Here is an 11,759-nt window from a genome sequence, read left to right as displayed (position 1 = left end):
AATGAAAAATATAGATAATAGTTTAACCGCAGATTTAACCGCAAAGTTCGCAAAGAAAAAACGCAAAGTTCGCAAAGGAATAAAACTTGGCGTACTTTGCGTAGCCTTTGCGCTCTTTGCGGTTAACTTAAGCTGCAATGAAAAGAAAGCCGAAGAAACCCACGAAGAAGAAAAATCGCAGACAGAAGCCACATTAACAGAATCTCAATATAAAACCGTTGGTATAGAAACCGGATTTATTGAAAAAAGAAACCTGAATAAAATCATCAAAGCGAATGGTTACACTACAGTTCCGCCGCAAAACTCAGCTGAGGTTTCGACTTTAATTGGCGGAACAGTAAAAGATATTTATGTTTTAGAAGGAACGTTTGTCAATAAAGGAAAAGTTTTGGCAACAATTCAAAATCTGGAAGTAATTGAAATGCAGGAAGATTTTCATTCGGCAACAGCCAATGTTGAATATTTGCAGTTAGAATACAACCGCCAGAAAACATTGAGCGATGAAAACGTGAACCCGAGGAAAACATTTCAGGAAGTAAAAGCCAAATTAACAGCCGAAAGAGCCCGCGCGCAGGCAGCAAAAAACAAATTAGAAGCTTTGCATGTTGGAACAAAAGGAAGTTCGTCTTTAGTGCCAATTGTGGCGCCTATAAGCGGTTATGTTGGAAAAATCAGCATTGCTAAAGGTGCTTTTGCACAAACTGGAGTTTCTTTGTTTGAGGTTGTAGATAATAGTCAGATGCATTTGGATTTGAATGTTTATGAAAAAGATCTGGGTTCTATTTCAATAGGTCAGGTAATCGATTTTGTGTTGACCAATCAATCTAATAAATCCATTAAAGGAAAGATCTTCGGAATCAATAAATCATTTTCTAACGAAAGTAAAACCGTTGCCGTTCATGCGAAAATTGATCCTGCCGATGCTAAAGATTTGATTTCGGGAATGTATGTTTCGGCAAATATCAATATTGTAAATGCCACGGTTCCGGCTTTACCAAAAGATGCCGTTGTTAAAAATGCTGATAAGTATTTTATTTTTGTGCAGGAAGACGATCATAAAAATGAGAAAACAAAAGAAAAAGAAATTCATTTTAAAGCTATTGAAGTAATTCCCGGTACAACCGATTTAGGTTTTACAGAAGTTAAATTACTGTATAAGATGGAACCAGGTGCAAAAATCGTTACCAAAGGCGCTTTTTATTTGCTGTCTGCAATGAAGGGCGGAGGTGAGCATGAGCACTAGGTTATTTGCCACGAAGGCACTAAGGCGCTAAGGTTTTTTAAGCTGGGGTGAAATAATCTCGGAAAGTCGCGAAGATTTATCTAAAGAAGGGGGTGAAATAATCTCGCAAAGGTGCAGAGTCGCAAAGTTTATTTTCAATTGCCTCCAGCTTTAGCTGGAGGTTCTAAGCAGGAGTAAGAAAAGGCTTTAGCCAAAAATGCGCAAGTTTGGCTAAAGCCCTTGAAATTGACCTTTTTATGACCTCCAGCTAAAGCTGGAGGCAATTAAATCAAGCCAAAGACTTAAAAAACTTTGCGACTCTGCGCCTTAGTGCCTTTGTGGCAAAAAAAGCAAGATTAAAAAACAAACTTTGCTTAGGAACATTTGCCACAAAGCTGTAAATTTAGAGCATTATTTAGACAAAGTTTGAACTTGTAACTTGACCCGAGGCTGAAAGCCGAATTGGCGAAGCAAACAAATAAAACTTGAAACTTTTCCTCCATGATACATCAAGATTTAGAAGTAAAAAATACTAAAAATAAAACCAAACCATCCTGCTGTTGTTCACACGACGAACCTGTACATTCTGATAATGACGTACATGATCACGGCCATGAACATGGAGCCGAAAGCAGTTTGTTTAAACTATTCCTGCCATCCATTATATCGCTAATTATATTACTTATAGGAATTGGTTTTGATCATTATTTCCCTCAAAATTGGTTTTCAGGATATGTTCGAATCGCTTGGTATGCTATTGCGTATCTTCCCGTTGGACTTCCGGTTTTAAAAGAAGCTTACGAAAGCATTATAAAAGGCGATGTTTTTTCAGAGTTTTTCCTGATGTGTATTGCTACAATTGGAGCTTTTGCAATTGGCGAATATCCAGAAGGTGTTGCCGTTATGTTGTTTTATACTATTGGCGAAACCTTTCAGGGAATGGCGGTGAGTAAAGCAAAATATAATATTAAAGGTTTATTAGATCAGCGACCTGATGAGGTTAGTATTTTAGAAAATAATATTGCAGTAAAAATAAAAGCTAAAGATGCTAAAATAGGCGATATTATTCAGCTGAAAGCGGGAGAGAAACTAGGATTAGACGGCGAATTATTATCAGATTCGGCTTCGTTTAATACCGCAGCTTTAACGGGAGAAAGTAAACCTGACACGAAAAAGAAAGGTGATACGGTCTTGGCCGGAATGATAAATGGAAATACCATTGCACAAGTAAGAGTGACAACCGCTTACAACGATAGTAAACTTTCTAAAATTCTGGAATTGGTTCAAAATGCCACAACTAAAAAAGCGCCAGCCGAATTGTTTATCCGCAAATTTGCCAAAATTTACACGCCAATTGTAGTGTATCTGGCAATTGCAATTTGTTTACTGCCAATGCTTTTTGTCGATAATTATGTTTTTAGCGACTGGTTGTATCGAGCTTTGGTTTTTCTGGTTATTTCTTGTCCGTGTGCTTTGGTAATTAGTATTCCGCTTGGTTATTTTGGCGGAATTGGTGCGGCGAGTAAAAATGGAATTCTATTTAAAGGAAGTAATTATCTGGATAGTATTTCGAAGATTCAGAATGTGGTTATGGACAAAACCGGAACCATGACCGAAGGTGTTTTTAAAGTTCAGGAAGTGATTATAAAACCTGATTTTGATAAAGAGGAAATTCTGAAATTGGTAAATGTTTTGGAAAGTCACAGTACACATCCGGTGGCAACGGCAATTCATAATTATGCTGGTGCGATTGATTTTTCTATCGAATTAAAAAACGTTGAAGAAATTTCCGGACACGGATTAAAAGCTGAAGTAAAGGGAAAAGAATTGCATGTTGGAAATTTCAAATTGCTGGATAAGTTTAATATACCTTATGATATTGACCCAAATTCAGTAGTTTATACCACAATTGCCATTGCTTACGATAATAAGTTTGCTGGTTATTTAACCATTGCTGATGAAATTAAAGAAGATGCTCCAGAAACAGTTTCTAAGCTAAAAGCTTTAGGTGTAAAAGTAACCATGCTGAGCGGAGATAAAACAAATGTGGTTCAGTTTGTGGCTGATAAACTTGGAATTACAAAAGCTTTTGGAGATTTACTCCCAGAAGACAAAGTCAATAAAGTAAACGAAATCAAAGCCAAAAACGAAACCGTAGCTTTTGTGGGTGATGGTGTAAACGATGCGCCTGTTATCGCCTTAAGTACCGTAGGAATTGCAATGGGAGGTTTAGGAAGCGACGCCGCAATCGAAACTGCCGACGTTGTAATTCAGGACGACAAACCGAGTAAAATCGCGATGGCAATTAATATTGGAAAACAAACCAAAAAAATTGTCTGGCAGAATATTGGTTTGGCTTTTGTCGTAAAAGCTTTTGTATTGATTCTAGGCGCGGGCGGACTTGCCACAATGTGGGAAGCTGTTTTTGCAGATGTTGGTGTGGCTTTACTGGCGATTCTAAATGCCGTTAGAATTCAGAGAATGAAGTTTTAAATTTTAGAAGAAATCCTAATTTTACAGCAGTTAGGATTTTTTTTGCTGAATTGATATTTTTTAATTTCTATGCATTTATAAAACAACCCTATTTTTTTCTATATTCGTAAAAAAACAAATTCATGAAAAAAAATTTGCCTGTTTTTATAAGTGTTATTTTTACATTTATATTAAGCATTAATTCAGTTTCTGCACAAATTAAGCAAGATAAACTATTATTTGGAGTTGCTTATTATGATGAATATATGCCTTATGAACGTTTGGATAAGGATATAAAAATGATGAAGGAAACAGGTATCAATGTAGTCCGTATTGCAGAATCTACCTGGAGTACAATGGAACCGCAAGAAGGGGTTTTTGATTTTAGCCATATAGATCGTGTTCTTAACGCAATGCACAAAGCAGGAATTAGTGTTATAATTGGCACGCCGACTTATGCTGTGCCTACCTGGCTGGTAAAAAAGCATCCGGATGTTTTGGCCATTACAAATAGGGGCCCTAACCAATATGGCCCTCGCCAAAATATGGATATTACTAATATCCATTTTAGAAATTATGCCGAAAAGGCGATTCGTAAAATGTTAGAACATATCAAAGATCATCCTGCTATTATAGGCTATCAAATTGATAACGAAACTAAGTCGTATGGTACGAGCGGACCAAATGTACAGGCACAGTTTGTTGCGTATATGAAATCCAAATATCCCTCACTTGATGATTTAAACAAGATTTTTGGTCTGGATTATTGGAGTAACCGAATTAACAATTGGGATGATTTCCCGTCTGTAAACGGAAGTATTAATGCAAGTTTAAACGCCGAGTTTGCTAAGTTTCAGCGTTCACTGGTTACAGAATATTTAAGCTGGCAGTCTAAAATGGTGCGTGAATATAAAAAAACAAATCAGTTTGTAACCCAGAATTTTGATTTTGACTGGTGGGGACATACTTATGGAATTCAGCCCGAAGTTGATCATTTTGCAGCTTCAAAAGTGCTGGATATTTCGGGTGTAGATATTTACCATCCATCACAGGACAAACTTACGGGGCTTGAAATCTCTTTTGGCGGTGATGTTGCACGTTCTATGAAAGGCGGACAGAATTATTTTGTAATCGAAACAGAAGCTCAGGGATTTGCAGAATGGGTGCCTTATCCAGCTCAATTGCGATTACAGGCATTCAGTCATTTAGCATCTGGGGCAGATATGGTTTCATATTGGCATTGGCATTCAATTCATAATTCTGCAGAAACGTATTGGAAAGGATTATTAAGCCATGATTTTGAGCCTAATCCAACTTATGAAGAAGCAAAAACAATTGGAGCTGATTTTAAAAAACTCAGCCCGCATTTAATACATCTGCAAAAGAAAAATGATGTTGCTGTTTTATTTAGTAATGAAGCTTTGACTGCCTATAATTCTTTTGGCCCGGGAAATTACAACGGAATTTTAAGACCTATGTATGATGCGCTTTATAAGATGAATGTTGGTGTTGATTTTATTGATCCGTCAAGTATTGATATTGAGAAGTATAAATTAATTGTAGTACCCGCCTTATATGCTGCGCCAGATAGTTTATTGATACGCTTAAACAATTTTGTAAAAAATGGTGGACATATTGTTTATACTTTCAAAAGTGGTTTTTCTGATGAACACAATAAAGTAAGAACGGTGCGCCAGCCGGGAATTATTAGTGAAGCCTGCGGTATTACGTACAGCGAATTTACGGTTCCTGAAAAAGTCGGCCTTAAAAATGATCCATTTAATGTAGGGAAGGAGTATAATAAAGCCGAAAAATGGATGGAACTTTTAGTTCCTGTTACTGCAAAAGTTTTGGCTTATTATGACCATCCTCAATGGGGAATTTACGCTGCAGTGACTCAGAATAATTATGGAAAAGGTACAGCAGCTTATATTGGTTTTGGGGCAAATCCAGCCTTAAATGATAAAATTCTGGAAGGGGCTGTTAAAAATGCCGGACTTTGGGGAAAAGATCAGGAATTGAAGTTTCCAATTATTGTTAAATCAGGCACCAATCAATTAGGAAAAATAATTCATTACTATTTCAATTATTCAAGCCAAGAGGTCTCATTTATATATCCGCATAAAAAAGGAAATGTTTTATTGACAGAAGAAAAATTGGCATCACAAAGTAAAATTTCGCTTCCTGCATGGGGATTTACAATAATTGAAGAGTTATAGAGAAATGAGACGTTTACCGATTAATTAAAAAATGAGGCTGTTTCAAAAGTCGGAGCAGCCCCTTTTTATTTTACATATTTCTTTGTTCCGCAGGAACATTTCATAGGTAGAAATTATATTGTTATCATCGTTTACGTTCCGTAGGAACGTTTGATTTTGACATCGTTTTTAATAATCTGGCATACCAAACGTTCCTGCGAAACAAATGTGTCCGACCTCTTTTTTCTACCTATGAAACATTCCTAATGGAATGAAACCGGATATCAAAAAATAACAAGTTATATTTCTTTGTTCCGTGGGAACATTTCATTGGTAGTTAAGTTTGCATTAAAAACAAACAAATAATTATAGTAAAAGAGCTGCCTTGACTTTTGAGACAGCCTCATTTTTGTTGAATTATAATTAGAAGTTATCCCTAGAAAACTGTTCACAAAACTTCTTTATAGTTTGTCTTACTCTTCTAAACTCCTGTGAAATTTCTTCTTCAGTTCCTGCTGCTTTAGCAGGATCATCAAAGTTTTGATGTATTTTTAGAGCTTTTGAAGGAAAGAAGGGGCAGCGTTCTTTTGCATTATCACAAACCGTAATAACAAAATCAAACTCTATATTTTGGTATTCGTCAACATGATTTGAAGTATGATCAGAAATGTCAATCTGATCTTCTTTCATGGTTATAACAGCCCTCGGGTTAACTCCGTGAGTTTCAATTCCGGCACTGTAAACTTTGGCTTTATCGCCTAAAAAGTGTTTTAAATAACCTTCGGCAATTTGACTTCTGCAGCTGTTTCCTGTACAGAGTACTAAAATGTTTTTTGTCATAATTTAAACTAATAACCAAATGATATTGATAATGCAGAATTTTGGATCAAAACCAAAAATAAGCTGCAGCACAATTACAGATGTTGTGATGATAATGGGTTTCTTGTATTTAATAATTGTTTGCTTCATGATTAGCAGCAACCCGAATTTGGCGAGCAGCTATTTGCTTCGTTTTTGTAGAGTTCAGTCAACCCTATTTTTTCTTTTGATGCAGGAACGCCGCATGCTTCTTGCGCCAGACAGGCAGTAGTTTTGTTTTTTAGAATAAAATGAGTTCCGTTAAATTCTAAATCATATCTTCCGATGGTTTCGTTTTGATATTCAACTTCAATTTCAAAATCTTGAATATTTAATTTTTCTTCAGAGAGTTTGATAATGTGCAGAAGTTTGTTCGGTTTCAATCGGTGTTCAAAATCATTTGCATTCCACAACTGAAAATTAACGGCACTTTCGTCGCGAATTACGCCGCCGCAGTCAATAAATTTTTTATTGGTAGTTCCAATTTCGGTTACATGAAAGTGCTCAGGAACAAAAGCTCCGTTTTCTAATTGAAATACAACATTTTCCAGATTAGGAAGAATGTTTTTAATGTCTGATAGTTTCATTGTTTTTTATTTATAGTTATAATGCAATATTGCGATATAGTTATTCAAAAAAAGGTTTAACAACATTTCTGTTCTTTAGTAACAGTAATGATATTAGAGAAATAAGCTTTAATAATATCAAAAGTATTTTCGTCAATGCAGTAGCAAATAGCATTTCCTTCAATATTTCCTTTTATAAGCCCGGCGTTTTTTAATTCTTTTAAATGCTGAGAAACAGTAGGCTGAGCAAGTGGAAGCTCATTTACAATATCTCCGCAAATACATTCATTTACTTTTAAAAGATATTCGATAATAGCAATTCTGGCAGGATGTCCCAAGGCTTTTGCTATTGTTGCAATCTGATTTTGTTTATCTGTAAAATGTTCTGTTTTAGTAGCTCCCATTTTATTTTAAATTTTAATATAGCAATATTACGATAAAGTTTTGTAAGGAACAAATGCTTCTAAGAATATTTTTTTACCGCAAAGAGCGCTAAGTTTTTTACGCAAAGTTCACGAAGATTTTGAGAGAGTTTTATAAACTCAAAGTTCACAAAGCTAGACGTAAAACTTTGTGAACTTTGAAAAAAAACTTTTTCTTTAATTTTAACCTTAGCGAACTTTGCGAAAAAACTTAGCGAACTTTGCGGTAAAAAATCAGCGGTTAAAAACTAATTAAGAATCAAACTTACTTTTTGAGATAAGCTTTTCACTAATTCGGGGCTGCCATTGTTATTGCTAATCCAGGGAATTAATTTTCTCTTTTCTATAATTTTTTCTTTAGAATAAACCAGACTAAAATACTCTGTTGGTGAAAGGATATTTTTTTCTGAATTAGAAAGCTCTTCGTAATAATAACGAGATTTTTTTAAGGAAGGATATTTGTTTAACAGATAATCGTTTACAGTATAATTTGCACCTTCTTTATACAAGTCGTTACCAGGAATTCCTGTTATTGTAAGCTTATTAATGTTTTGTTTTAAACTGTGATAAGTGTTCCTTGTAAAGGAAAAGTCTGAAGATTCGTTTTGCCCTTTTTCAGACAATTGCCGAATGGCAGAAAGACGAACATAATCGCCGTTTATTTCAACTACTTTAAAAATTAGATAGTTGGTTTGTGTACTCTGGCTTCCATTTGAACCCGTTTGTTTGCTAAAAAGAAAACTTCCCATTTGCAATCTATGTTCTGGGGTATTCATCGCTTTTTTCCACATATAGGGTTTGTAAACGATCTCTTTAAAGGCATAAAAAACAGCAAGAACTAATATACTTATTAAAAGTAGTTTTTTCATTAATTATAATTTGGGGCTTATATTTAACAGTTTTATTTCTAAATTTTCGTTAAAAGTAATAAAATAGATTGTATTTCTTCAAATAAATAAAAACGAAATTTTACCGCAAAGAGCGCAAAGTTTTACGCAAAGAGTACAAAGATTTTGTATAAGAGAGTTTTGTAAACTCGAAGTTCACAAAGCTATACGTATAGCTTTGTGAACTTTGCAAAAAAACTTTTTCTTTTTCTAATCTTAGCGAACTTTGCGTAAAAAACTTAGCGCTCTTTGCGTTAAAAAAATCTACCCAAACCTTAGCGAACTTTGCGTAAAAAACTTAGCGTTCTTTGCGGTTAAAAAATTCAGCATTGAAAAAAATCAACGTTTAAAATTCCTCCATCCAAAACCAATTAATACTAAATTGAAAACAAGCAACGGTAAAAACGCTTTTACATAATTAGTTTCTGATTTATTATCAAATGTTTCTACTTTAAAAGTCTCCCATTTTTGCTGATTAACCGGAGCATTATTAAATATCTTCGGATAAAAATGCAGTCTTAGTTTTTCATGAAATTGATTCGTTTCTTTTAGAAACAAAAGCTGGTTTCGCAAATCAGATTTTGCAATTTCATTCAGTTGAATCTGCGTATGCAGCGTTGGAATAAATTGTGCAATCCATTCGCTGGTATTATTTCGCTGTTCTAATTTCGACTCTAATTCTTTAGATTGCACAGCAGATTCATCATCTCCCATTTGCTGCATGGCATAATACCAAAGCCAGCTGAATTCAGATTCTGGTAAAGTATAATGTTTAAACTGCGGATAATGTTTGTAGAATTTATCCAGCGTTTTCTGTTTATCCATATCCCATTTTTCGTGATAGGCATTTCGCTGTGTAAGCGTTAATTCTAAAGCTTCAGGAACTTTGTATTTGTTGATAATATACGTATTGATTCCAGCCGGAAGAATGATAATCAGAAACAGCCATATTGTTAATAAAATAACCGCATTGAAGCTCGAATTCTTTTGAAGCGAAACAATAAAAAAACAAACCGCATACCAAAACAAAACATATAAAACGGCAATTCCGTAAAATAAGATAAATGCTTTATCAATAGGAATTTTCAAAAGAAAAGCAGCAATAAAAAGTAGAAAAGACAAAAGGGCAATTAAACTTAAAATGCGAATATAAAACAGTTTTAAAATATATAAAAAGGTATTCGGACTCTGTGTTGCCACAATTTTCCAGGTTCCTGATTCTTTTTCTTCGGAAATAATATTATACGAAAAAGCAATAATCAAAAGCGGAAACAGATACAAAAGCACGAAACTAAAATCGATATTTCCAGATAAAAGATTACTCGGATTATTGAGTTCCGAATCGTATTTCTGCGCTTCTAATCCACGAATCGTAACACTTTGAATGGACGGATTTACATCACGCTGCCCAATTGCTAAACTGCTAATTGGTAAAGTGTTATTGACCAATGAAAACTTGATGTAATAGAGAAGGAGTCCAATTTCGTCTTTATGAAAAGCGGCATTTCTGGCAATATGTTCTTTTTGATAAATAACAGCTTCGTCAATATTATTTTGCTGTTTTTCCTGAAATTGACGGCCAATTAAAAAGCTTATAAAACCAATTGTTAATAAAAAAAGTAAGCCAATTTTGGTACCTTTTGAGCGTATGAAATTTTTAAATAAGAGTACTAACATATTAAATGGCTTTTAGGTTTTTAGCAGCAATTTTGATTAAAACTAATAACAGAATTATCCATAGTAATATGGAGATGACAGCAATGATTTCGGACTTTAAGACTTCCCAGACTGTTTTGGGTTCATAATGAAATTCTTCAATATCAGCCCAGTGTTTTTTGTCAATTGTGAGCGGTTTATCGTTTGGTCCGGGTTTTTTATTGCTGATGTATTTTATCTGTAAACCATTCATTTTCTGCGCCATATTGTAACGGTATTTCTCAGCTTGCTTTTGAAAATCGATATAGGAATCATAATCTGTATTTGATAATCCCATCGATAAGTTTTTCATAGCGATATATGGATTTACGAACGAAACGGCTTTAGAAAAACTGTTTTGTCTGTCGTAAATTTTCAGCAGATCTTCTAAATGTTTATTATAAATATCTGAACTGATTCTTTCACCTTCGGTCATAATAAATCCGGAATAATTGAAAGGAAGTTTTTGTACCGAATCGATTTTGTAAACACGTAACAAAGAATCTTTTATGGCTTTATAATGCACATCATTCGGGTTATGACTGTCACCTTGTTTCAGGATGTCTTTTTCAATATCGCTGTTAAAACGGATTTTCGAAGGTGCTTCATACAAATAAGCTCCAATTGCCTGCATTGTTCTTGGCAGAATAATGGTTAAAATCAGCCAGATTCCGATTAAAGAAACCAACGCTTTTTTTGAAGTTTTGCTTGATGCCGAAACCAAAACGGCAACGACACAAAAGAACATCAGATAAATAAAATGAAACCCAATAAACAATAGCATTTTAATCGTTTCATCTGCCGAAATGGATAAGTTCTGAAGCAGTAACCAAATCAAAACCAACACAATTATTGTTGGAACGAAAAGCAGCATAACAACACTTGCAATTCCAAGAATTTTACCAAACAAAAGCTGTTTCCAGTTGATTCCCTGACTTAAAAGAATTTTTAAAGTTCCGTTTTCTCTTTCGGAAGCGACTGAATTAAAGCCAACAAAAAAGATCAATAAAGGCAGTAAAACCTGCAAAACCATAGCAATACTGATTTCGCCAAAACGAAGCATACTATTAGAGAATCCAGCTTCAGAGAAATTGGCTGTATTTTGTTTGTGTGCTTCCAGAAAAATGGCATTTCCAAAAAAGGGTTCCATCCCGAATTCAAAAACGCTTAAAGAAGTACTTTTTCTAAAAGCAAAATTCCCGTAATGCGCCATTCTATGCGGATTTTTATCTGGATTTTTCAACCAGTCTTCGCGAGATTCACGCTGGTATTTTTCGCTCGTTTCGTTTTGACTTTTGTAATTATCCCAACCCGAAAATGCAGCAAATAAAAGCAATGCACCAATAAAAAGCGTAATAATATAAATCGCCGAATTTTTAAAAACTGAATTTTTAAAATGTCTGGCTATAAGGATTTCTGCATGTAATAATTTCATATAA

10 protein-coding genes are annotated in these 11,759 nt (G+C 34.5%); 3 read left to right on the top strand and 7 right to left on the bottom strand.

Annotated elements, in window-relative coordinates:
- Window position 1 precedes the first annotated feature (1 nt).
- The 3 genes from BUE10_RS02300 (at window position 2) to BUE10_RS02290 (ending at window position 5,913) form a co-directional block, all read left to right on the top strand.
- Window positions 2–1,243, top strand: coding sequence for an efflux RND transporter periplasmic adaptor subunit (locus BUE10_RS02300; protein ID WP_073483013.1), 1,242 nt, complete (start codon window positions 2–4; stop codon window positions 1,241–1,243).
- Between the two features lie 480 nt (window positions 1,244–1,723).
- The gene (locus BUE10_RS02295; RefSeq protein ID WP_073481897.1) at window positions 1,724–3,715 is read left to right on the top strand and encodes a heavy metal translocating P-type ATPase; all 1,992 of its coding nucleotides are present in this window, start codon (window positions 1,724–1,726) and stop codon (window positions 3,713–3,715) included.
- A 122-nt stretch (window positions 3,716–3,837) separates the two neighbouring features.
- A complete protein-coding gene (locus tag BUE10_RS02290) occupies window positions 3,838–5,913 on the top strand; it encodes a beta-galactosidase (RefSeq protein WP_083597936.1) in 2,076 nt (691 codons plus the stop codon).
- Window positions 5,914–6,315: 402 nt separating this feature from the next.
- Here BUE10_RS02290 and BUE10_RS02285 read toward each other — a convergent pair whose 3' ends face one another.
- The 7 genes from BUE10_RS02285 to BUE10_RS02260 all read right to left on the bottom strand — a co-directional run bounded on the left by BUE10_RS02285 (window position 6,316) and on the right by BUE10_RS02260 (window position 11,755).
- Entirely contained in the window at window positions 6,316–6,732 is a 417-nt protein-coding gene (locus BUE10_RS02285) for an arsenate reductase ArsC (RefSeq protein ID WP_073481894.1), read from the bottom strand.
- A 3-nt stretch (window positions 6,733–6,735) separates the two neighbouring features.
- Window positions 6,736–6,861 carry a hypothetical protein gene (locus tag BUE10_RS24335; protein ID WP_255369095.1) on the bottom strand — a complete coding sequence of 42 codons (126 nt, stop codon included), beginning with the start codon at window positions 6,859–6,861 and terminating at the stop codon, window positions 6,736–6,738.
- Between the two features lie 2 nt (window positions 6,862–6,863).
- On the bottom strand, window positions 6,864–7,337 hold the full coding sequence (locus tag BUE10_RS02280; protein ID WP_073481892.1) for a DUF6428 family protein: 474 nt from the start codon (window positions 7,335–7,337) through the stop codon (window positions 6,864–6,866).
- Between the two features lie 56 nt (window positions 7,338–7,393).
- Window positions 7,394–7,720 carry an ArsR/SmtB family transcription factor gene (locus BUE10_RS02275; RefSeq protein ID WP_073481890.1) on the bottom strand — a complete coding sequence of 109 codons (327 nt, stop codon included), beginning with the start codon at window positions 7,718–7,720 and terminating at the stop codon, window positions 7,394–7,396.
- Between the two features lie 266 nt (window positions 7,721–7,986).
- Window positions 7,987–8,607: a hypothetical protein gene (locus BUE10_RS02270; RefSeq protein ID WP_143055967.1), complete on the bottom strand. Its 621-nt coding sequence runs from the start codon at window positions 8,605–8,607 to the stop codon at window positions 7,987–7,989.
- A gap of 357 nt (window positions 8,608–8,964) precedes the next feature.
- Window positions 8,965–10,302, bottom strand: coding sequence for a DUF3526 domain-containing protein (locus BUE10_RS02265; RefSeq protein ID WP_073481884.1), 1,338 nt, complete (start codon window positions 10,300–10,302; stop codon window positions 8,965–8,967).
- A gap of 1 nt (window position 10,303) precedes the next feature.
- Window positions 10,304–11,755: an ABC transporter permease gene (locus tag BUE10_RS02260; protein ID WP_073481882.1), complete on the bottom strand. Its 1,452-nt coding sequence runs from the start codon at window positions 11,753–11,755 to the stop codon at window positions 10,304–10,306.
- Window positions 11,756–11,759 lie beyond the last annotated feature (4 nt).

Source organism: Flavobacterium sp. CF108 (genome assembly GCF_900129795.1).
In the GTDB taxonomy this organism is placed as follows: domain Bacteria; phylum Bacteroidota; class Bacteroidia; order Flavobacteriales; family Flavobacteriaceae; genus Flavobacterium.
The sequence above is the reverse complement of the archived record's forward strand: the minus strand, read 5'-3'. Positions and strand labels throughout refer to the sequence as shown.

Excerpts from the sequence above, each read along its gene's own strand:
- BUE10_RS02300 (WP_073483013.1), top strand. The coding sequence starts at position 2 with ATGAAAAATATAGATAATAGTTTAACCGCAGATTTAACCGCAAAGTTC.
- BUE10_RS02290 (WP_083597936.1), top strand. The coding sequence starts at position 3,838 with ATGAAAAAAAATTTGCCTGTTTTTATAAGTGTTATTTTTACATTTATA.
- BUE10_RS02265 (WP_073481884.1), bottom strand. The coding sequence starts at position 10,302 with ATGTTAGTACTCTTATTTAAAAATTTCATACGCTCAAAAGGTACCAAA.
- BUE10_RS02280 (WP_073481892.1), bottom strand. The coding sequence starts at position 7,337 with ATGAAACTATCAGACATTAAAAACATTCTTCCTAATCTGGAAAATGTT.
- BUE10_RS24335 (WP_255369095.1), bottom strand. The coding sequence starts at position 6,861 with ATGAAGCAAACAATTATTAAATACAAGAAACCCATTATCATCACAACA.
- BUE10_RS02285 (WP_073481894.1), bottom strand. The coding sequence starts at position 6,732 with ATGACAAAAAACATTTTAGTACTCTGTACAGGAAACAGCTGCAGAAGT.
- BUE10_RS02270 (WP_143055967.1), bottom strand. The coding sequence starts at position 8,607 with ATGAAAAAACTACTTTTAATAAGTATATTAGTTCTTGCTGTTTTTTAT.
- BUE10_RS02260 (WP_073481882.1), bottom strand. The coding sequence starts at position 11,755 with ATGAAATTATTACATGCAGAAATCCTTATAGCCAGACATTTTAAAAAT.
- BUE10_RS02275 (WP_073481890.1), bottom strand. The coding sequence starts at position 7,720 with ATGGGAGCTACTAAAACAGAACATTTTACAGATAAACAAAATCAGATT.
- BUE10_RS02295 (WP_073481897.1), top strand. The coding sequence starts at position 1,724 with ATGATACATCAAGATTTAGAAGTAAAAAATACTAAAAATAAAACCAAA.